General features: G+C 59.1%; 15 protein-coding genes, 4 tRNA genes and 1 riboswitch. Of the genes, 14 read left to right on the top strand and 5 right to left on the bottom strand.

The window, feature by feature from the left end; translation table 11 throughout:
* Nucleotides 1-4 precede the first annotated feature (4 nt).
* Nucleotides 5-174, bottom strand: a riboswitch (FMN riboswitch).
* A 185-nt stretch (nt 175-359) separates the two neighbouring features.
* From ltaE to mgtE, 8 genes are all read left to right on the top strand, one after another.
* Nucleotides 360-1,364, top strand: a complete 1,005-nt coding sequence (gene ltaE / locus HU773_RS20825; RefSeq protein WP_186626023.1) for a low-specificity L-threonine aldolase — start codon at nt 360-362, stop codon at nt 1,362-1,364.
* Nucleotides 1,365-1,510: 146 nt separating this feature from the next.
* Nucleotides 1,511-4,129, top strand: a complete 2,619-nt coding sequence (gene alaS, locus HU773_RS20820) for an alanine--tRNA ligase (RefSeq protein WP_057960444.1) — start codon at nt 1,511-1,513, stop codon at nt 4,127-4,129.
* A gap of 97 nt (nt 4,130-4,226) precedes the next feature.
* Nucleotides 4,227-5,468 (top strand): aspartate kinase, encoded by a 1,242-nt coding sequence (locus tag HU773_RS20815; protein WP_057439706.1) that lies wholly within the window; start codon nt 4,227-4,229, stop codon nt 5,466-5,468.
* 183 nt (nt 5,469-5,651) lie between these two features.
* On the top strand, nt 5,652-5,840 hold the full coding sequence (csrA, locus tag HU773_RS20810) for a carbon storage regulator CsrA (protein WP_003178872.1): 189 nt from the start codon (nt 5,652-5,654) through the stop codon (nt 5,838-5,840).
* Nucleotides 5,841-5,902: 62 nt separating this feature from the next.
* A tRNA-Ser gene (locus HU773_RS20805) sits at nt 5,903-5,993 on the top strand.
* A 108-nt stretch (nt 5,994-6,101) separates the two neighbouring features.
* Nucleotides 6,102-6,178: transfer RNA gene (locus HU773_RS20800), tRNA-Arg, on the top strand.
* Between the two features lie 72 nt (nt 6,179-6,250).
* Nucleotides 6,251-6,327, top strand: a tRNA-Arg gene (locus HU773_RS20795).
* Nucleotides 6,328-6,702: 375 nt separating this feature from the next.
* Nucleotides 6,703-8,145 (top strand): magnesium transporter, encoded by a 1,443-nt coding sequence (mgtE, locus tag HU773_RS20790; RefSeq protein ID WP_057960442.1) that lies wholly within the window; start codon nt 6,703-6,705, stop codon nt 8,143-8,145.
* 96 nt (nt 8,146-8,241) lie between these two features.
* Here mgtE and HU773_RS20785 read toward each other — a convergent pair whose 3' ends face one another.
* The 3 genes from HU773_RS20785 to HU773_RS20775 all read right to left on the bottom strand — a co-directional run bounded on the left by HU773_RS20785 (nt 8,242) and on the right by HU773_RS20775 (nt 9,396).
* Nucleotides 8,242-8,568 (bottom strand): Arc family DNA-binding protein, encoded by a 327-nt coding sequence (locus HU773_RS20785; RefSeq protein WP_057439705.1) that lies wholly within the window; start codon nt 8,566-8,568, stop codon nt 8,242-8,244.
* Between the two features lie 412 nt (nt 8,569-8,980).
* Complete coding sequence (locus tag HU773_RS20780) at nt 8,981-9,160, bottom strand: PA3371 family protein (RefSeq protein ID WP_057960441.1); 180 nt, start codon at nt 9,158-9,160, stop codon at nt 8,981-8,983.
* Between the two features lie 11 nt (nt 9,161-9,171).
* Nucleotides 9,172-9,396: a hypothetical protein gene (locus tag HU773_RS20775; RefSeq protein ID WP_057960440.1), complete on the bottom strand. Its 225-nt coding sequence runs from the start codon at nt 9,394-9,396 to the stop codon at nt 9,172-9,174.
* Nucleotides 9,397-9,726: 330 nt separating this feature from the next.
* On the opposite strand from HU773_RS20775, the gene HU773_RS20770 reads away from it, so the two are divergent.
* Nucleotides 9,727-9,803 (top strand) — tRNA-Arg (locus tag HU773_RS20770).
* Nucleotides 9,804-10,202: 399 nt separating this feature from the next.
* Here HU773_RS20770 and HU773_RS20765 read toward each other — a convergent pair.
* Nucleotides 10,203-11,126 (bottom strand): universal stress protein, encoded by a 924-nt coding sequence (locus HU773_RS20765; RefSeq protein WP_120733942.1) that lies wholly within the window; start codon nt 11,124-11,126, stop codon nt 10,203-10,205.
* A 263-nt stretch (nt 11,127-11,389) separates the two neighbouring features.
* Here HU773_RS20765 and HU773_RS20760 point away from each other — a divergent pair, with 263 nt between their 5' ends.
* The 3 genes from HU773_RS20760 (at nt 11,390) to HU773_RS20750 (ending at nt 15,042) form a co-directional block, all read left to right on the top strand.
* Nucleotides 11,390-12,463: an NAD(P)-dependent alcohol dehydrogenase gene (locus HU773_RS20760; RefSeq protein ID WP_057444072.1), complete on the top strand. Its 1,074-nt coding sequence runs from the start codon at nt 11,390-11,392 to the stop codon at nt 12,461-12,463.
* Nucleotides 12,464-12,778: 315 nt separating this feature from the next.
* Nucleotides 12,779-14,017, top strand: a complete 1,239-nt coding sequence (locus HU773_RS20755) for an MgtC/SapB family protein (RefSeq protein WP_120733940.1) — start codon at nt 12,779-12,781, stop codon at nt 14,015-14,017.
* A gap of 101 nt (nt 14,018-14,118) precedes the next feature.
* Nucleotides 14,119-15,042, top strand: a complete 924-nt coding sequence (locus HU773_RS20750) for a universal stress protein (RefSeq protein WP_057960437.1) — start codon at nt 14,119-14,121, stop codon at nt 15,040-15,042.
* Between the two features lie 54 nt (nt 15,043-15,096).
* Here HU773_RS20750 and HU773_RS20745 read toward each other — a convergent pair whose 3' ends face one another.
* Nucleotides 15,097-15,660: a GNAT family N-acetyltransferase gene (locus HU773_RS20745; protein ID WP_057960436.1), complete on the bottom strand. Its 564-nt coding sequence runs from the start codon at nt 15,658-15,660 to the stop codon at nt 15,097-15,099.
* Between the two features lie 280 nt (nt 15,661-15,940).
* Between HU773_RS20745 and HU773_RS20740 the strand changes: the two genes are divergently transcribed.
* On the top strand, nt 15,941-17,329 hold the full coding sequence (locus HU773_RS20740; protein ID WP_169990015.1) for an MBL fold metallo-hydrolase RNA specificity domain-containing protein: 1,389 nt from the start codon (nt 15,941-15,943) through the stop codon (nt 17,327-17,329).
* A 384-nt stretch (nt 17,330-17,713) separates the two neighbouring features.
* Nucleotides 17,714-19,093: an MFS transporter gene (locus tag HU773_RS20735; protein WP_057960434.1), complete on the top strand. Its 1,380-nt coding sequence runs from the start codon at nt 17,714-17,716 to the stop codon at nt 19,091-19,093.
* Nucleotides 19,094-19,095: the final 2 nt, after the last annotated feature.

Below are 19,095 nucleotides of genomic sequence, written 5' to 3'. Positions count from 1 at the left end.
CCAATCCCGTTCTCTCTTCATCCGGACTATGACCGTCGGCCCCGGGATCACACCGGGTCTGCTGACCTTGCCGCCGTCCTGCGTGAGCAGTTCGAGGCGCCAAGCGCTCGCGGGCTATGCGCATTGCGCGCAATTACCGCCGGTGGGGAATTACACCCCGCCCTGAGAACGTTGCCGCCAGAACCCTGGCGGCGGAGAGTTTTTACCATACATTTCGAAAAACTGCATAGGGTGCTTGTTAATATCGACTATCGACAGGTTTGCTGGCAGCTCCATTCAGGAGCCGGCTTGATATTTGCCGGTGATGCCCGCAGTAATCGGTTACAACAGGGAATTCCCCACTCGCAGAGGCAGATTTGATGTCGGTTATTGATCTTCGTAGTGACACCGTGACCCAACCCACCCCTGGCATGCGAGCTGCCATGGCCGACGCCCCCAGCGGCGATGATGTCTACGGTGAAGACCCCAGCGTCAACCTGCTGGAAGCCGAACTGGCCAAGCGCCTGGGCTTCGCTGCGGCGCTGTTCGTGCCTACCGGCACCATGAGCAACCTGTTGGCGCTGATGGCCCACTGCGAGCGGGGCGAGGAATACATCGTCGGCCAGCAGGCCCACACCTACAAATACGAAGGCGGCGGCGCGGCGGTGCTGGGTTCGATCCAGCCGCAGCCCCTGGAAGTCCAGGCCGACGGTTCGCTGGACCTGGCCCAGGTCGCAGAAGCGATCAAGCCGGACGACTTCCACTTCGCCCGCACCCGGCTGTTGGCCCTGGAAAACACCATGCAGGGCAAAGTCTTGCCCATCAGCTACCTGGCCGCTGCCCGCGCATTTACCCGTGAGCACGGCCTGGCCCTGCACCTGGACGGCGCGCGCCTGTACAACGCGGCCGTCAAGCTGGGCGTGGATGCCCGGGAGATTACCCAGCATTTCGATTCGGTTTCGGTGTGCCTGTCCAAGGGCCTTGGCGCGCCGGTTGGCTCGGTGCTGTGTGGCTCCAGTGCGTTGATCGCCAAGGCCCGTCGTTTGCGCAAGATGGTCGGCGGCGGCATGCGCCAGGCCGGCTCGCTGGCGGCGGCCGGGCTGTATGCCCTGGACCATCAGGTGGCGCGCCTGGCCGACGACCATGCCAATGCCCACTGGCTGGGCGACGAGCTGCGCAAGGCCGGCTACAGCGTGGAGCCGGTGCAGACCAATATGGTCTACGTGCAGATCGGCGAGCAGGCCCAGGCCCTGAAGGCGTTTGCCGAGGCCCGTGGGATCAAGTTGAGCACCGCGCCGCGCCTGCGCATGGTCACGCACCTGGACGTCAGCCGGGCGCAGATCGAGCAAGTGCTGGCGACATTTGTCGAGTTTTCCCGGAAATGACCGTGTATACCGTCTAATTGACTGTTTCTATCGTATAAACACGCTGTACCACGGGCAAAGGGCCGATATAATGCGGCCCTTTGCCGTCGCTCCGTCTGATGACGTTTAGCACTGGCCTTTGGCCGCAGCCTCCGTGGAAGAACCTAATGAAAAGCGCAGAAATCCGTGAAGCCTTCCTTCGCTTCTTCGAAGAGCAAGGTCACACCCGTGTCGCCTCCAGCTCCTTGATCCCAGGCAATGACCCTACCCTGCTGTTCACTAACGCGGGGATGAACCAGTTCAAGGACTGCTTCCTGGGCCAGGAAAAGCGCGCCTACACCCGCGCCACCAGCAGCCAGAAGTGCGTGCGCGCCGGCGGCAAGAACAGCGACCTGGAGAACGTTGGCTACACCGCCCGTCACCACACCTTTTTCGAAATGCTCGGCAACTTCAGCTTTGGCGATTATTTCAAGCAAGACGCGATCAACTTCGCCTGGACCTTCCTCACTGGCGTGCTGAAGCTGCCGAAGGAAAAACTCTGGGTCACCGTCTACGCCACCGATGACGAAGCCTACGACATCTGGACCCAGCAGATCGGTGTGCCGGTCGAACGCATGATTCGCATCGGCGACAACAAGGGCGCGCCTTACGCCTCCGACAACTTCTGGACCATGGGCGATACCGGCCCGTGCGGCCCGTGCACCGAGATTTTCTACGATCATGGCGCCGACATCTGGGGTGGCCCGCCGGGCTCGCCGGAAGAAGACGGTGACCGTTACATCGAGATCTGGAACAACGTGTTCATGCAGTTCAACCGCACCGCCGATGGCGTGTTGCATCCGCTGCCTGCGCCGTCGGTCGATACCGGTATGGGCCTGGAGCGGATCAGCGCGGTGATGCAGCACGTTCACTCCAACTACGAAATCGACCTGTTCAAGAACCTGCTGAGCGCGTCGGCCGCGGCCATTGGCTGCGCCAACGACAACCAGTCTTCGCTCAAAGTGGTGTCGGACCATATCCGTTCTTGCGGTTTCCTGATTGCCGACGGCGTGCTGCCTTCCAACGAAGGCCGTGGCTATGTGCTGCGCCGCATCATCCGTCGTGCCTGCCGCCACGGTAACAAGTTGGGCGCCACGGGTAGCTTCTTCTACAAAATCGTTGCCGCGCTGGTGGCCGAGATGGGCGAAGCCTTCCCGGAACTCAAGCAGCAGCAAGCCAACATCGAGCGCGTGCTCAAGGCTGAAGAAGAGCAGTTCTCCAAGACTCTGGAGCACGGCCTGAAGATCCTGGAACAGGACCTGGCTGAGCTCAAAGGTACCGTGGTGCCGGGTGATGTGGTGTTCAAGCTGTATGACACCTATGGCTTCCCGATGGACCTGACGGCCGACATCGCCCGCGAGCGTGAATTGACGGTCGATGAGGTTGGTTTCGAGCGTGAGATGGAAGCCCAGCGTGTACGCGCTCGTTCCGCGAGCTCTTTTGGCCTGGACTACAACACCCTGGTCAAGGTTGACGTGGCGACCGAGTTCACCGGCTATCACGCTACCGTCGGCTCGGCCAAGATCGTGGCTATCTATAAAGATGGCAAGTCGGTCGATGTCTTGAGCGAAGGCGAAGAGGCGGTCGTGGTGCTTGATCAGACGCCGTTCTACGCCGAATCCGGCGGCCAGGTCGGTGACTGTGGTTTCTTGCGTTCGACATCCGGTCGTTTCGACGTGCGCGACACCACCAAGACCGGCGGTGCTTTCCTGCATCACGGTGTGTTGGTGCTGGGTAACCTGACGGTCGGCGCTCCGGTAGAAACTCAGGTTGATGCTGAGGTGCGGCATGCAACCGCCTTGAACCATTCGGCCACCCACTTGCTGCACGCCGCGCTGCGCCAGGTATTGGGCGAGCACGTCCAGCAGAAGGGTTCGTTGGTCGACAGCCAGCGCCTGCGCTTCGACTTCAGCCATTTTGAAGCGATCAAGCCTGAGCAATTGAAGGCACTGGAAGATATCGTCAACGCCGAGATTCGCAAGAACACCCCGGTAGAAACTGAAGAAACCGATATTGAAACCGCCAAGAAAAAAGGCGCCATGGCGCTGTTTGGCGAGAAGTACGGCGACGAAGTGCGCGTGCTGAGCATGGGCGGCAGCTTCTCCGTGGAGCTGTGTGGCGGTATCCACGCCGCGCGCACCGGCGACATCGGCCTGCTGAAAATCACCAGCGAAGGCGGTGTGGCTTCCGGTGTACGGCGTATCGAGGCAGTGACCGGTGCTGCGGCCCTGGCCTACCTGAATGCGGCCGAAGAACAACTCAAGGAAGCGGCGACCCTGGTCAAGGGCAGCCGTGACAACCTGATCGACAAGCTCTCTGCCGTACTGGAGCGCAACCGCCAGCTGGAAAAACAGCTGGAGCAGTTGCAGGCCAAGGCGGCCAGCGCCGCGGGCGACGATTTGTCGGCCTCGGCCCTGGACATCAAGGGCGTGAAGGTTCTGACTGCACGTCTGGACGGTCAAGATGGCAAGGCGCTGTTGGCCTTGGTCGATCAGTTGAAGAACAAGCTCGGCCGCGCAGTGATCCTGCTCGGCAGTGTCCATGAGGAAAAGGTCGTACTGGTTGCCGGTGTAACCAAAGACCTGACTGGCCAACTCAAAGCCGGTGATTTGATGAAGCAAGCCGCCGCGGCAGTGGGCGGGAAGGGCGGTGGTCGTCCGGACATGGCACAAGGCGGTGGTGTAGACGCCGGAGCCCTGGACGCGGCCCTGGCCCTGACCGTGCCGTTTGTCGAGGCCGGTATTTAAGGCGCTGTTAATGAGCCCATGGTCTAGTCATGGGCTCGCTTAGCTGCTGGAAGATTTGTTTATTGGGCGCTCCTTTACGGGCTGAGGCGGCTTAGAAATGGCTTTGATCGTACAGAAATTTGGAGGCACCTCGGTCGGCTCTGTCGAAAGAATCGAGCAGGTCGCCGACAAGGTTAAGAAATTCCGCGATGCCGGCGACGACCTGGTGGTGGTGCTGTCGGCCATGAGCGGCGAGACCAATCGCCTGATCGACCTGGCCAAGCAAATCAGTGGCGATCAGGCGCCGCTGGCGCGTGAGCTGGATGTGATCGTGTCCACCGGTGAGCAGGTGACCATTGCCCTGCTGGCCATGGCGCTGAACAAGCGTGGCGTGCCGGCGGTGTCCTACACGGGCACCCAGGTACGGATCCTGACGGACAGCGCGCATACCAAGGCGCGCATCCTGCAGATCGACGACCAGAAGATTCGTGGTGACCTGAAGGCCGGTCGCGTGGTGGTTGTCGCCGGTTTCCAGGGCGTCGACGAGCACGGCAATATCACGACCCTGGGCCGTGGCGGTTCCGACACCACCGGTGTGGCGCTGGCGGCAGCCTTGAAGGCTGACGAATGCCAGATCTATACCGATGTGGACGGCGTCTACACCACCGACCCGCGCGTCGTGTCCGTGGCCCAGCGCCTGGACAAGATCACCTTCGAAGAGATGCTGGAAATGGCCAGCCTCGGGTCCAAGGTGTTGCAGATCCGGGCGGTGGAGTTCGCCGGCAAGTACAACGTACCGCTGCGCGTATTGCACAGCTTTAAAGAGGGTCCGGGCACCCTCATTACTATTGATGAAGAGGAATCCATGGAACAGCCGATCATTTCCGGCATCGCTTTTAATCGCGATGAAGCCAAGCTGACCATCCGTGGCGTGCCAGACACCCCGGGCGTGGCGTTCAAGATTCTCGGGCCTATCAGCGGCGCGAACATTGAAGTCGACATGATCGTGCAGAACGTTGCGCACGATAACACCACCGACTTCACCTTCACTGTGCACCGCAACGAGTACGATGCGGCCGAACGTATCCTGCAGAACACTGCCAAGGAAATCGGTGCTCGTGAAGTGGTCGGCGACACCAAGATCGCCAAGGTCTCGATCGTCGGTGTGGGCATGCGCTCCCATGCGGGTGTTGCCAGCCGCATGTTCGAATCCCTGGCCAAGGAAACCATCAATATCCAGATGATCTCCACGTCGGAGATCAAGGTATCGGTGGTGATCGAAGAGAAGTACCTGGAACTGGCTGTGCGTGCACTGCACACCGCTTTCGAACTAGACGCGCCGGCCCGACAGGGCGAGTAACGCGTTGCCAGGAAGGCGCGGTTGATCCGCGCCTTTCTTTTTTGTCGGCTGAGGGCGCAAGCCTGTTCTTTTGCCCGTGCTCGACAATACTAAGGCGTGCAGGTCCATGGCCGTTTGGTCATAGGCCCAGGGCCTTTTTTTGCAGACTGTTGTTCCCGAAATGAAATGCGTGAGGAGAAAGGTATGCTGATTCTGACTCGTCGATGCGCAGAAAGCCTGATTATTGGTGATGGCGAAATCACCGTGACCGTGCTCGGCGTCAAAGGCAATCAAGTGCGGATTGGGGTCAATGCCCCCAAAGAGGTGGCCGTCCACCGTGAGGAAATCTACCTGCGGATCAAGAAAGAGAAGGACGACGAACCAAGCCATTAATTTTTATCGTTTTTTATGTTTGCAAACGGGGATGAAGCTGGTTAATATACGCCCCGTGTTGCGGAGAGCTGGCCGAGTGGCCGAAGGCGCTCCCCTGCTAAGGGAGTACACCTCAAAAGGGTGTCGGGGGTTCGAATCCCCCGTTCTCCGCCATTATTTGCTTAGTACGTTGCAATCTGGTTTTTTCGCTAAGTGCTTGAAACTAAACGAAAAAATAGCTTTACATAGAGATTGAACGGCCTATAATGCGCGGCAACAAATGCACTCGTAGCTCAGCTGGATAGAGTACTCGGCTACGAACCGAGCGGTCACAGGTTCGAATCCTGTCGAGTGCACCATTTAAGAGTTAGTTGCAGCAATGCAGATAACTTGGCTTCAACCAGTTGTGATCTGGTATAAAACCACAATCTGCACTCGTAGCTCAGCTGGATAGAGTACTCGGCTACGAACCGAGCGGTCACAGGTTCGAATCCTGTCGAGTGCACCATACAAACAAAAAGCCCGCCTAGTGCGGGCTTTTTGCCGTCTGGGGTTTTTATTTTCCCGTGGGGGTGTGCTTGTGTAGGAATCGTCTGCGGCCTGCATGTTTTTCTCTCGGCCATGTGTTTTCTTTTCTGTCAGCGTCGTCGCAGTTTCATGCGTGCGGCCAACACTCAGCTTTGTTGCGCAAGCGCTTGTTCTTTCCAGTTTTTTAACGTTTAAAACGGCCGGGCGGTGTATCATTGCGCCCGTCAGCCCCGCCGGGGCTTGTGGAATACCTCCATGGACTTACCCAGTAGTTACTCAGTACCCCGTTTTACCAATCATGAATTGACTGATTGATCCTTCCGGCGTGCCCCGCTGCTGGGAGTGGAGTTCGCCTATGACCGAAGTAGAAGTAAAGAAAACACAAGAAAGCCTGCAGGATCGCCTGGCTCAAGTCGTTGAGCTGCTGCAGCGCCAGCGTGTGGTCGAAGATCTGACCCATCGCCAGGAAGGCCCTCATCAAGACCGGGTCGAGAACCTGGTCCATCGGCAGAATCTCGTCGAGTTGCAGCGCAAGCTCGATGACCTGCACTCTGCCGACGTTGCCTACATCCTTGAAGCTCTGCCGCTGGACGACCGTCTGACGCTTTGGCAGTTGGTCAAGGCGGATCGCGATGGCGACATCCTCCTCGAGGTATCCGATTCGGTTCGTGAAACCCTGATCGCCGACATGGACGATCACGAGCTCCTGGCCGCCGCCAAGGAGATGGACGCTGACGAACTGGCCGACCTGGCCCCTGAACTGCCCCGTGATGTTGTCCATGAGCTGATGGAGACCCTCGACGGTCAACAGCGTGAGCGTGTGCGCTCCGCGTTGTCCTATGACGAGGAACAGGTCGGCGCATTGATGGACTTCGAAATGGTCACCATCCGAGAGGATGTCAGCCTGGAAGTGGTCTTGCGTTACCTGCGGCGTCTCAAGGAGCTGCCAGGGCATACCGACAAGCTGTTTGTGGTGGACTACGACGGCATCCTCAAGGGCGTGCTGCCGATCAAGCGCCTGCTGGTCAACGACCCGGACAAACAAGTGGCTGAGGTCATGGCCAGCGACCCGGTGAGCTTTCATCCTGATGAAGACGCCTACGATGCCGCCCAGGCATTCGAGCGTTATGACTTGATTTCGGCCCCGGTGGTCGACAAGAACGGCAAGCTGATTGGCCGTTTGACCATCGACGAGATGGTCGACCTGATCCGTGAGGAAAGCGAAAACGAAGTCCTCAACATGGCGGGTCTGCGTGAAGAGGAAGATATTTTTGCGTCAGTCTGGCGCTCACTGAGCAACCGTTGGGCGTGGCTGGCGGTCAACCTGGTCACTGCGTTCATTGCCTCGCGGGTGATTGGTCTGTTCGAGGGCTCTATCGAAAAGCTGGTGGCGTTGGCGGCACTGATGCCGATTGTCGCCGGTATTGGGGGTAACTCGGGTAACCAGACCATCACCATGATCGTGCGGGCGATGGCCCTGGATCAGGTAAGCACCGGCAACACCTCGCGCCTGATGCGCAAGGAGCTGGCTGTGGGCCTGATCAATGGTCTGGTATGGGGTGGCGTGATCGGCGTGGTGGCCTACCTGCTGTATGGCAGTTGGTCCCTGGGCGTGGTCATGACCGCGGCCATGACCCTTAACCTATTGCTGGCGGCACTGATGGGGGTATTGATCCCCATGACCCTGGCGCGCCTCGGGCGCGATCCTGCGATGGGGGCCAGTGTGATGATCACGGCCATGACCGACAGTGGCGGCTTCTTCATCTTCCTGGGGCTGGCGACGATCTTCCTGCTTTGAACCTATTGGGAGCCGGCACGACGGCTCCTGCACAAAAGTAAAAATCCCGGGCAAAAAAAAGCCAGCGCAAGGCTGGCTTCAGCTTTCAGTTGCCGATTATTCGGCTTCTGCGGCTGCCTCAACGTCATGAGCAATCAGCGACACAAGCGCATTTTGCTGGCGGTGGGACAGTTGGCGAAACCGCTGTAGCAGCTCGCGTTCGTGCAGTGACAGCTCCGGGCTGTCCATACGCATGCTCGGCTCATCACCCAACGCGCCTTCCTGAATAAGGCTTTGCTCCATGCGCGCGATAATTTCAGAGTTCATGCTGCGATGATGATTGCGAGCCACCTCGGCAATGCGTTCCCGCATTCCGTCTGGCAGACGTACGACGAACTTGTCAGCCGTACGGCTGGAATAAATTGCCTGTTTCAATGGGCGCATATATTTAACCGGTTAGTTCAGGGGAGCGGTTTTTGGAATTGGCCGCAACATGTGTGTTAGGACAAGGCTTGCGGACAAATGTTCAACCCGAATTGCAAAGAGGCCGCATCATGCCTCAGTTTTGCCGGTTCCTTGGCGTCAATTCTGTGACAAATATTGAGCTTACTACAGGCTTTGTGCCAGTACTCATTTTCAAATTTGCGGACTGGTTGGAAAACTTTTCTGCGCAAGAACCGGGCCGCAGGCTCTCGCTCCGATGGGGTTTTCGGGCGCATATCCTATAGCAATGTGGCCTTTTGCCCTTAATTTTAAGACTAGTGGCAAATGGCCGATTTGCGAGCCGGGGCGACATAAGGTAGGGCGGTCAGGCGAGCAGGATTGAGACGGTATCAATCTCTCGTCACAGGCAGGGTCAGCGCAGGATCGGGTCGAACTTGAAGCGACGCCCGACGACCATGGCGATCACCAGCGCGACTGTGAATAGGGCACAGGCGCCCAGGCAAAGGGCTTGCCAGTCATTCGACGGAAGGTTGAGTCCCAGAATACCGGTGGCAAGGGCCAGGATCAGAAATAGCCAGACTGTCTTGGTCATGATGGGCTCGCTTAGAAAATCAGGTGTTCAGAAGAGCTGGCGGCCTGTGCACCCTGTGCCAGGTGCACCGATGATTGTCCATCGCCTGTCATCAGGGCCAGTTGAGGCCGTTGTTGAGCGTGGTAGCTGCCCGTTTGGCTGATCTGCGCTGAATCGCTGTCGTTGCCGGCCTGGAAGTGGAATGTCACCAGTACGGCCAAGGCCACGGCGTTCAGAAGCAGAAGGGTGCTGTTCATGGGTCTTTCCCCGTGTTCACGTGCAGGACAGTTTTATAAGTACATAGAGTGCAGTCATCATGCCAGCTATTATTTTGATTTAAATCCTTTTAAAACAATAACTTAAGTTGATCTCAAAAGTATGGCTCATTGCAATATGCAATGATGGCATTTCGCGCCAATGCATTTTGCACGATGGGCTCGGCAGGCCCGTGGGCAACGGCTTATCGCCGATTGGGTGGGATAAAGGCTTACGCCTAAAAAGCTGACGGACGACATGACAAAACCCACCCTGACCGTTAACATGCACGCCGTCCGTCGCAACGCCGTCTGGCCCAGCGCCTGTCATTAGTCCCAGTAGCTCAATTGGATAGAGCATCCCCCTCCTAAGGGGAAGGTTGGCCGTTCGAACCGGCCCTGGGACACCATATTTAGCCGGGTTTGAGCTTTTCTCGCACTTCACCCTCGGTTTGGGCTATAGCCGGGCCAGTGAAAGACATGCGCAAGGCATTTCAAAGCACATCCTCCCCGGCTCAGGATTCGTTCTGCGCTTTGTCACCTCGATTGGGTTAACTGGCTGGTGCAGCCTGCCTCGACTGTCGGGCTGATTGAAAACTGACCCTTCGTCGGAACTTTGTTGGAATGTTGGAGCATCATTTCCAAGTGATGACTTCAAGGCTACAGACGTTGAGTAGCATGGCGATTGCCTGACGCCATTAAGATTAGGGGCTTATCTCCACTTCCCGAACGTCCAGGCCGAGCGCTAGGGCGGGGCCCCCATTTTTCTCTCCCGCCCAGCCCCGCCAGCCCCACATCCCACCCTGCCTTCAAAGCAACTCCTGCGGAGAAATCACCCAAGCGCTGCAGGGCATCTTGTACAGCAGGTGTTCCACAGTGCTGCCGATTAATCGCTCCATGGCCCGATGGCCTATTCGGCCCATCACAATCACATCGGTCTCATAGGCACTCGCGTAGCTGGCAAGCACCTTGGCGGGGTTGCCCATGATCATGTGCTGGCGCTCCGGTGGAATACCGTTGCGCTCCGCCAGTTCGTGGAAGGCATCGGCCTGGGCATCAAACAGTGTCCGGGCTTTGCTGGAGGAGAAGAAGCTTGCGCCATTTTCGAAACCGAATTCATCGGCACTGATAGCTGAAAGGTCGTGGGCATAAATGACGTCTAGTTCTGCGTGACAGATGCTCGCTAGTTTCGCGGCCTCTTGCACAATGGTGTCGTTGAAATCTTTGTATTGCCCGTCGCGATGAAAAGGGTCTACTGCAGCGATGATCTTGCGGGGCAGGGCGTGGTGCATATGGCTGACGAAATGCAAGGGTACCGGGCATTCGCGCAACAGGTGGACATCCAGTGGCGTAAACATCAGGCGTGAAAGCAGCGATTCATGCTCCAGCGCCTTGATCAACACCGCCATGGGTTGTTCTTTGAGGTGGATGAGGATTTCCTGCAAGGGGTCGTTCACCCAGACCACTTCAGTGGTGACATGCACCCCGATTCTGCGCAACGGGCGGGCCTGGTCTTCCAACCATTGGCGATGGCGTTCGACATAGCCGATGCGCATTTGCTCCAGCGCTTGCTCGTTGACCAGCCCGGCCGTTGCCAGCCCCTCGAGATAGTCAAATGCCACGATGTGCAATGCCGCATCCGCAGCCTTGGCCAGGGCGGCGGCTCGATCAAAAGCGGGGCTGTTCTCCATCAAGGGTGGGACGACCAACATGAAGCGTGATTGATCAGACATGACATCTCTCCCGTAGGTAAATGCGCAGGTGCCCGCCCCAATCGCCGCGCAGCCATTGGAACCTGAAACCTCGCAATTAGAGTGTGGCGGACTGCGGGAGGTCGGGTTGATCTTTGTCAAACCCAGGGGGCAATCGGGTGGCAACCCGACGTGCGGTCGGTCAGCGACGAAATTGTTGACCATTATCAATCTTTCCAGTGTTTCCTCGGCGCAGTCTTATAGGCGTGCCGAACCTGGCGCACCCACAGTGGCGGAGGATCACCATGGCGACCATGAAAGCGGCTGTTTTCGTTGAAAAGAACCGGATCGTCCTGGAAGACAAACCCATCCCCACTGTGGGGCCTCTGGATGCTTTGATCCGGATTACCACGACGACCCTCTGCGGTACCGACGTGCACATCTTGCGCGGTGAGTATCCGGTGGCCAAAGGGCTGACGGTGGGGCATGAGCCCGTAGGGGTCATTGAGCAGTTGGGCTCGCAGGTGCGCGGCTTTGTCGAAGGGCAGCGGGTCATTGCCGGTGCCATCACTCCCAGCGGGCAAAGTTACGCTTGCCTCTGTGGCTGTGCTTCGCAGGATGGCCCGGACACCCGCCACGGTTTTCGCGCCACGGGTGGCTGGAAGTTCGGCAATAGTATTGACGGTTGCCAGGCGGAGTACGTGCTGGTGCCAGACGCCACCGCCAATTTATGCCCGATTCCGGACGGCCTCAGCGATGAGCAGGTGTTGATGTGCCCGGACATTATGTCCACCGGTTTTTCCGGGGCAGAGCGCGCCGAGGTCAGCATCGGCGATACCGTTGCGGTGTTCGCCCTCGGGCCAATCGGCCTCTGTGCAGTGGCCGGCGCGCGTCTCAAGGGCGCGACTACCATCATTGGCGTCGATGCCGTGCCTGCGCGGATGAGTGTTGCGCGGCGCCTGGGGGCCACCCATGTGGTCAACTTCAAGGACGGTAATGTCGTCGAGCAAATCATGGCCTTGACCGATGGGCGTGGGGTGGATGTGTCCATCGAGGCATTGGGCACGCAAGGCACGTTCGAGTCCGCTTTGCGGGTCTTGCGCCCCGGTGGTCGGTTATCCAGTCTCGGCGTTTATTCCAGTGACTTGCGCATACCCCTGGATGCCTTCGCCGCCGGGCTCGGGGACTACAGTATTGTCACGACCCTGTGCCCCGGCGGCAAAGAGCGTATGCGCCGGCTGATGGCGGTGGTTAACAGCGGCGGTGTGGACCTGTCACCCCTGGTAACCCATCGTTTCAAGCTCGACGACATTGAAGCGGCCTATGAGCTGTTTGCTCACCAGCAGGATGGTGTGATGAAGGTCGCGATTACGCCGTGAAGATGGGGTTAGAGGGGGTCTGGAGGTCGTCAATGCTAATTGATATCACGCAGGAGCAGGCAACCGCATGCTGGGTTGTGCACATGGAAGGTGTCGCAGTGGAGTTCAAAACCCTGGAAGGTGCGCAGGCATTCGTCAGGCGACTCCGGACGCGTATAGACGCGCCGCATGCCTGGCCGATCAATGTCGATCCGCCCCCTGTCCGGCGAGCGGCCCACGCAGCTCGATAGCCCAGCGACATGGTTGCAACGGTTCGGCCGACCTCGTGGAGTCACGAGTGGGTCGCAAGACAAGGCCAGCATCGATGACAAAACCATGAATGAAACCCTCGGCATGGCAGGCGCGGCAACCGCACTGGGGATCGGTATGCTCATTGGGCTGGAGCGCGAGCGGCACAAAGGGCAGGGACAAGGCCGCGCCTGTGCAGGACTGCGCACGTTTGCGATCACCGCGCTGTTGGGTTATGTGGCGATGCAGGTCGGCGCCGGTCTGCTGGTCGGGATCGTGGCGATAACCCTTGGGTTGCTGGTCACCGTGGCGTACTGGCGCAGCCTGAGCGATGACCCGGGCGTCACCAGTGAAGTGGCATTGATCACGGTTTTGCTGCTGGGGGCGATGTGCAGTACATCGCCCGAACTGGCCATCGCCATCGCCGTGGTGATGGCGGGCCTGCTGACCTATCGACAGAAGCTGCACTACTTTGCCCGTAACCAACTGACTGATGTGGAAGTGCGCGACGGCCTGGTACTGGCGACTGCCGCGCTGGTGGTGCTGCCGCTGGTCCCTGACCGCTTTATCGGCGCCTACGCCGCGATCAACCTGCGCACCATTTGCACGCTCACGGTATTGCTCATGGTAGTGGGGGCGGTGGGGCATATTGCTGTGCGCACCCTGGGCACCCGGTATGGGTATGCAATCAGTGCCATTGCTTCGGGATTTGCCTCCAGCACCGTGACCATTGCCACCATGGGGAATATCGCCGCCAGGGAGCCGGAGAACATCAAGGTCTTGAGTGCCGCCGCGATCTTCTCCAACCTGGCGACGGTCACCCAAGTCGGGCTGATCATGGGGGCGGTCGACAGCAGTCTGTTACGTCATATCTGGGGACCGCTGTTGTGCGGCGCCGCTGCTACAGCGCTGTATGGACTGTGCTTGATGTTTCCCCGGCCTGCGAATGACGTGGGGCAACCGATCAAGGTCGGCGGCGCGTTCAATCTCAAGCTGGCGCTGGTGGTCTCATTGACCATGACCGGCATCACTTTCCTGTCGTCGGTGATGCTCAATCACTTCGGTGAAATCGGAGTCATGCTCACGGCGACCCTGTCCGGCCTCGCCGATGCCCATTCCTCGACAGCATCAATTTCGACATTGGCCAAGTCCGGTCAGTTGCCACTTAGCGCCACCACTATTCCTATACTGATTGCAGTCAGCAGTAACACGCTGAGCAAATGCCTGGTGGCGTGGATCAGCGGCGGGCGACGGTTCGCCGCTTACGTTATCCCGGGCCAGGTCTTGCTGACGCTGGCCATGTGGGCCGGGATCTTGCTTCTTTGAAACACATTCAACCTGGTACCTGATGAAGATCAAGTTGGCTGAGTCGGGTGCGTTCACTCTATAGGTGTCAGCAACCAAAAGGCCACGTGCCGAGGTGTCCCATGTCGCAGGCTCAGCGTTTACTGTTAATTGCCCCCTCAACCCTGACCCGTACACCCGCGTTCGAGCGGGCCGGCGCGTTGGCCAAGGCGATGCAAATGCCTTTGCACATTGTCGCATTTGACTACTTGCAGGCCTTGGCGGTGGCCGGCCTGTTCGCCCCTGAGCAAATGAACCGGGCCCGTGACGGTTATTTGCAAAACCACAGGCAGTGGCTCACGGAGCAGGCGGGGTTGATCAGCCAACACGGGGTGCAGGTCACCAGCGAAGTGGTGTGGGTGCAACACCCTTACGAAGAAATCCTGCACTTTGTCAGTGAGATGCCACTGGCGTTGATCATCAAGGATGCGCAGGAAGAATCAGCCTTGCAGCGGATCTTTTTCGCACCCCTGGACTGGCAGTTACTGCGCGATTGTCCGGTACCTGTGCATTTGGTGACCAACGCGCTCAACCCTCGGCCGCGCAATATCCTGGCCATCGTCGATGTGCTGCGCAATGAGGAGCAGGACAATGTGTTCAACGACCAGATCATCAACGCAGCGGTAAAGCTGGCCAACGAGTGCGATGCCCACCTTGAGTTGATGCATGTGTATGACTGGGCGGCGATCTACGTCCAGGACATGGGCTTTGGTGCCTTGCCCCTGGCCACTGGGATTTATGAGGCGCTGGGCACGACTCAGCGGGAAGTGTTTGCCGCCATGGCTGAACGCCATGGTGTACCGCCAGAGTATCGCCACTTCATCGAGGGCAACCCGGTGTTGAGTATTTGTGAGTTCGCTGCCGAGCATCGCACGGACATCATTGTGATGGGCACGGTTCAGCACAAGGGGTTGAACAAGTTGCTCGGGACCACCGCTGAACAACTCCTGCAGCGGGCGCCCTGCAGTGTGCTGGCAATCAAGCCCGGGCGGGTATTGCAATCCTGAGCAGGCCACGGCCCCGCGCTGGAGCGTTGAGCGCAGCAGCGCGGGGCCGTAGCTCTACAGGTGACGGCTATGGATCACTTGGTGGGGGTCACGGGGATCAATGCATGACTCGAAGCCCAGGGCTCTGACCAGGTTACGCATGGGGATATTGCTCGCGGCATCCACCGAATACATCCGGCGGTAGCCATTCTTGCTGGCGGCGTTGAGCAAATGTTTCATCAGTAGAGTGCCCAGGCCCAGGTGCGCCCATTCATCGGCTACTGTTACTGCGCACTCACAGTCATCCTTGCCAGTAGCGGCGTAACGGCTGATGCCGATCTCGATCAGATGACCGTTTTCGTGCGCCAGCGCGATATAGGCCACTCGATGTTGGTTATCGGTGTCCATCAACGTATTGAGCAGGCTGTCACTGGGCTCGTTGATCTGCGCCAGGAAGCGCATATGTCTCGATTCGGGGGACAAGCGTTTGATAAACGCATACTCACGCTCGCGATCCTTGTCCTCGAGCGGCCGTATCAGTACGTGGCGACCGTCCCTGAGCGCTTCGATCCAGTGTTCTGCGGTGACGGTGGCATAAACTGCCGCCGCCCGATCATTGTGGTCTTTGAAGGTGAGCATGGGTGAACCTCCATCTGATGTGAAAGGCCGGCGCGCGCAGATAAATCTCGCGGTGCTTCCTTTCTACGTCGTTGAGGGCTTTGGGCGCTGATCTGGATCAGCTACTTGTGTTGGCATCCTTGATTTTCGGATGACTGAGGTGGATTACGCGGCGGCCCTGGGCGGATCAGCCATTTACGGAATTGGCGGCCCGTCACCCAGGCAGTTGATTGAAATCAACTGCACCTGCGTCATTAAGAGCGATCAATGGCACTTCCCTTGAGTATTCATGGAGACGGCTATGCATATGACATTTCTCGGTGCTGCGGGCACGGTCACCGGCAGTAAGTACCTGCTGCAGCACCACGACCATCATGTCCTGATCGACTGCGGCCTTTTCCAGGGCTATAAACAGCTGCGGCTGCACAATTGGGATGCGCTGCCGTTTCCGATCGGTGAACTCGATGCGATTGTGCTTACCCATGCCCACCTGGATCACAGTGGCTATCTACCGGTCCTGGTGCGCAATGGCTATCGCGGGCCGGTCTATGCCACGCCTGCGACCTGTGACCTGCTGAAGATCCTGCTGCTAGACAGTGGTCGCCTCCAGGAAGAAGAGGCTGAGTTTGCCAATCGGCATGGCTTTTCCAAGCACAGCCCGGCGGCGCCGCTGTATACCGAACAGGACGCCGAGCGAGCGCTGAAGCTGTTACGGCCGATCGAGCTGCATAACAGGATTGAGATCGTCACCGGCATGACCCTCCAACTGCGCGGCGCCGGGCATATATTGGGCGCGGCCACGGTCGAGGTGGTCGCCGATGGCGTTACGCTTGTGTGCTCGGGAGACTTGGGGCGACCCGACGACCCCCTGATGTTCGCTCCGGAGACCATCGAGCAGGCGGACTACCTGTTGGTGGAGTCGACCTACGGTGACCGCAAGCACCCGGCCGAGCTGCCAGAGGAGCAATTGGCCGACGTCATCACCCGCACCGCGCTGCGCCATGGCATTACCCTGGTACCTTCCTTCGCCGTCGGTCGGGCGCAGTTGCTGATGTACCACTTGTATCGGCTCAAGCAGCAACACTTGATTCCCGATGTGCCGATCTATCTCAATAGCCCCATGGCCACCGACGTCACCACGTTGTACCAGCGTTTTCGCAGCGAACACCGTTTGACCGCGCAGGAGTGCGAAGGCATGTGCCACGTCGTGAAGTTTGTGCGCACCACCGAAGATTCGATCCGCCTGGACCAGCAGCGCACGCCGGCGGTGATTATCGCTGCCAGCGGCATGGCTACCGGGGGGCGGGTGATCCACCACCTCAAGGCGTTGGCCCCCAACCCGATCAATACGCTGCTGGTTCCCGGCTTCCAGGCGGGCGGTACCCGCGGCGCGCAAATTGTCGCGGGGGCTCCTTCCGTGCGTATTCATGGCAAGGAGGTGCCCATCAGGGCCGAGGTGGTGCCGATGCAGTCCCTGTCGGCACATGCGGATGCCGATGAAATCATGCAATGGCTTCGCGGGTTCAAGCAGCCACCGAAACACACCTATGTGGTGCACGGCGAACCCAATGCCTCGGATGTGCTGCGCCGACGTATCAGCCTGGAGCTGGGCTGGTCGGTCTCGGTGCCGGAGTATCGCGATAGCGTCGAACTCAGCGCCACCGATCACCCTTCGAACATATCCGGCTGATAGCAAACAGTCCTTGCCGCTTTACGGCAGGCTCCAGACTGGCCAAGGGGTTGACGCAGCCAGCCGCTGACGCTCGGGTTTTTTCCAGGAGCAGGGCCTCGTTAGCCGTTTGGCCAGTGCCGTCTGGCTGGCGGGCGCGATATATTGTGCAGACCTTGTACCTTGCCCCCGGTCTGAGTGCGTCTGACACGTAACTCACAGAAGAAGGAACTGTTGGGTGTCGAGTTCATCGAAGGCTTCATGCTTCGATAAACCCGAAGTTGTCCCGCTTGTCGGATCAAAATATTCCCGGGTGCCTTAGGTGCCAGGGCTTAACGAGGCTTCGTCTTCAGGCTATCGTGTAAATAGCCTGACACCCACTGCAAGGAGCCGCTCGGAACGCCGATGCGCCAAATCTGGAAATCTTTTCGAGCCCTTTATTTCGCCTCCTTGATGATGCTGATCGGCTCCGGCCTGCTCAGTACTTACCTGGCCTTGCGCCTGGCGGCGGATAACGTCGACAGCCTGTGGGTCGGTGCGCTGATGGCGGCCAACTATTTTGGCCTGGTGCTGGGGGGCAAGATCGGGCATCGCCTGATCGCCCGGGTCGGGCATATCCGGGCCTATGCCACGTGTGCCGGGATCGTCGGTGCGGCGGTGTTGGGCCATGGCCTGGTGGATTGGCTGCCGGCCTGGATCGTGCTGCGGATAATCGTCGGCCTCGGCATGATGTGCCAGTACATGGTCATCGAGAGCTGGCTCAACGAGCAGGCCGACGCCAAGCAGCGGGGCGTGGTGTTCAGCGGTTATATGATCGCCTCCTACCTGGGCCTGGTGCTGGGCCAGCTGATTCTGGTCATGCACCCCCAATTGGGGCTGGAGCTGCTGATGTTGGTGGCGCTGTGTTTCGCCCTGTGCCTGGTGCCGGTGGCCATGACTCGGCGTATTCACCCGGCGCCCTTGCATCCGGCGCCCATGGAGCCACGCTTCTTTATCAAGCGCGTGCCGCAGTCCCTGAGTACGGTGTTGGGTGCCGGCCTGATCGTCGGCTCCTTCTACGGTCTGGCGCCGCTGTATGCGGCCCAGCAGGGGTTGAGCACCGAGCAGGTCGGTCTGTTCATGGGTAGCTGCATTTTTGCCGGCCTGCTGGTGCAGTGGCCGTTGGGCTGGCTGTCGGATCGTTATGACCGTGCGCTGCTGATCCGCTGCTTCGCCCTGTGCCTGGCGGTGGCGGCATTGCCGCTGGCGATCATGACTCAGGTGCCGTTGGAAGTGCTGTTTATAGCCGGCTTCCTGTGCTCGCTGGTGCAGTTCTGCCTGTATCCGCTGGCCGTGGCATTTTCCAATGACCATGTCGAAGGTGATCGCCGGGTCTCGCTCACGGCGATGTTGCTGGTGACCTACGGGGTGGGCGCCAGTGTCGGGCCGTTGCTGGCAGGCGTGGTCATGAAGCTGTTCGGCAACCAGATGCTGTATGCGTTCTTCAGCTTGTGCGCCTTGATCCTGGTCTGGCGCATCCGTCCCAAGGCGGTGACCAATCTGCATCAGGTGGACGATGCGCCGCTGCATCACGTGGCGATGCCCGACAGCATGTCCAGCTCGCCCCTGGTGGCTGCCCTCGATCCGCGTGTGGATGAGCAAGTGGTGCAGGACCAGATGCAAACCACCGCGCCGGAACCTGCGCCCGAAGCCGAACCTGAAGTGGAGCCACAACCTGAGCCCGAGCCGCCGGAGCATCCGGACCCGGAAGACCACCCGCATGACCTGAGCCGGGCCCGTCCCTGAAA

Source organism: Pseudomonas shahriarae, assembly GCF_014268455.2.
Classification (GTDB): Bacteria; Pseudomonadota; Gammaproteobacteria; order Pseudomonadales; family Pseudomonadaceae; genus Aquipseudomonas; species Aquipseudomonas shahriarae.
This window is presented reverse-complemented; position numbering and strand designations above follow the sequence as displayed.